Source organism: Gluconobacter sp. P1C6_b, from assembly GCF_018811945.1.
Lineage (GTDB): Bacteria > Pseudomonadota > Alphaproteobacteria > Acetobacterales > Acetobacteraceae > Gluconobacter.
Genome location: NZ_JACRVU010000047.1, coordinates 1 through 2,500 on the forward strand (window position 1 = coordinate 1; position 2,500 = coordinate 2,500).

Genomic DNA, 2,500 nt, shown 5'->3' on the forward strand with positions numbered 1-2,500 from the left:
TGGTTGCGGGGGCAGGATTTGAACCTGCGGCCTTCAGGTTATGAGCCTGACGAGCTACCGGGCTGCTCCACCCCGCGGTGGTGTTTGTTGATGTTGGGGGATTGGTGTGGTGAGTTGGGTAGGCTGGGGGACCTGGCGGCGACCGACTTTTCCGCACCTTAAGGTGCAGTATCATAGGCGCTGAGGGATTTCACGGCCGAGTTCGGGATGGGATCGGGTGTAGGGCCCTCGCAATGGCCACCAGGTCTTCCAGCCCACCCTGTCTTTTGAGAGAGGGTGGTAGTTGGTGCGATGTGAAGTAGTGTGGCTGATTTCTGTGCATGTGTTTGTTGTGAGAAGTATGAGCGATTAGGACCGGTTAGCTGCATGCATTACTGCACTTTCACACCCGGCCTATCAACGTGATGGTCTGTCACGGCTCTATGAGACCTCGTTTTGAGGTGGGTTTCCCGCTTAGATGCTTTCAGCGGTTATCCCGTCCATACTTAGCTACCCGGCTGTGCCACTGGCGTGACAACCGGTGCACCAGAGGTATGTTCATCCCGGTCCTCTCGTACTAGGGACAAATCCTCTCAAGTCTCTTACACCCACGGCAGATAGGGACCGAACTGTCTCACGACGTTCTAAACCCAGCTCACGTACCACTTTAATCGGCGAACAGCCGAACCCTTGGGACCTGCTCCAGCCCCAGGATGTGATGAGCCGACATCGAGGTGCCAAACCTCCCCGTCGATGTGGACTCTTGGGGGAGATCAGCCTGTTATCCCTAGAGTACCTTTTATCCGTTGAGCGATGGCCCGTCCACGTGGGACCACCGGATCACTATGGCCGACTTTCGTCTCTGATCGAGCTGTCACTCTCACAGTCAGGCGGGCTTATGCCATTGCACTCGACAGCCGGTTTCCGACCGGCCTGAGCCCACCATCGCGCGCCTCCGTTACACTTTGGGAGGCGACCGCCCCAGTCAAACTGCCCACCATGCAGGGTCCCGGACCAGGCTTACTGGTCTCGGTTAGACATCAGAAAAATTCAGGGTCGTATTTCAAGGATGGCTCCACCCGAGCTGGCGCCCTGGTTTCAAAGCCTCCGACCTATCCTACACAGAATGTCTCTGATGCCACTGCAAAGCTGCAGTAAAGGTTCATAGGGTCTTTCCGTCTGACCGCGGGTACCCCGCATCTTCACGGGGAATTCAATTTCGCTGAGTCGATGCTGGAGACAGTGGGGAAGTCGTTACGCCATTCGTGCAGGTCGGAACTTACCCGACAAGGAATTTCGCTACCTTAGGACCGTTATAGTTACGGCCGCCGTTTACCGGGGCTTCAATTCAGTGCTTGCACACCTCCTCTTAACCTTCCGGCACCGGGCAGGCGTCAGGCCCTATACGTCATCTCACGATTTCGCAGAGCCCTGTGTTTTTACTAAACAGTCGCTACCCCCTGGTCTGTGCCACCCGTCCATGGTTGCCCACGAGCGGGTCTCGTTTATCCCGAAGTTACACGAGCAATTTGCCTAGTTCCTTCAGCATCGTTCTCTCAAGCGCCTTGGTATTCTCTACCAGTCCACCTGTGTCGGTTTCGGGTACGGTCTATACGCCAGAGCTATTTCCTGGAATGATTGAAAAGCCTGTTCAATCCGTTAAGGACAGACAACATCTCTCATTCGTCACTTCTGGCAGGCCCAGTAATATTCAACTGGTTCCCATCGACTACGGCTCTCGCCCTCGCCTTAGGGGCCGGCTCACCCTGCGTGGATTAACCTTGCGCAGGAACCCTTGGACTTTCGGCGACAGTGTTTCTCGCACTGTTTGTCGCTACTCATGTCAGCATTCGCACTTCCGATATCTCCAGAGAGGGTCACCCCGTCTCCTTCGCAGACTTACGGAACGCTCCGCTACCGCGCATTCAAAGAATGCACCCACAGCTTCGGCACGTGGCTTGAGCCCCGTTACATTTTCGGCGCAGGGTTTCTAATAGACCAGTGAGCTATTACGCTTTCTTTAAAGGATGGCTGCTTCTAAGCCAACCTCCTGGTTGTTTTGGAATCCCCACATCCTTTCCCACTTAGCCACGATTTAGGGGCCTTAGCTGGTGGTCTGGGCTGTTTCCCTCTCGACAATGGACCTTAGCACCCACTGTCTGTCTGCCGGGCTATACTCCTGGGTATTCGGAGTTTGGTTAGGTTTGGTAAGGCTTTGGGCCCCCCTAGCCCATCCAGTGCTCTACCCCCCAGGGTAAACACCCGACGATCTACCTCAATAGATTTCGCGGAGAACCAGCTATCTCCGAGTTTGATTGGCCTTTCACCCCTAGCCACAGCTCATCCCCGACTTTTTCAACAGGCGTGGGTTCGGCCCTCCAGTGCGTGTTACCGCACCTTCAGCCTGGCCATGGCTAGATCACTCGGTTTCGGGTCTTCTGCCAGCAACTCATTCGCCCTATTCAGACTCGCTTTCGCTACGCCTACACCTAACGGCTTAAGCTCGCTGCAAACAGAAACT

At 55.3% G+C, this 2,500-nt stretch carries 1 tRNA gene and 2 rRNA genes (1 of these 3 cut by a window edge); all 3 read right to left on the bottom strand.

Features of this window, described 5'->3' with window-relative positions:
- Positions 1–77: transfer RNA gene (locus tag KP701_RS15740), tRNA-Met, on the bottom strand.
- Positions 78–130: 53 nt separating this feature from the next.
- Positions 131–245: ribosomal RNA gene (gene rrf / locus KP701_RS15745) — 5S ribosomal RNA — on the bottom strand.
- Positions 246–328: 83 nt separating this feature from the next.
- Positions 329–2,500, bottom strand: a 23S ribosomal RNA gene (locus tag KP701_RS15750); it runs 564 nt beyond the window's last position.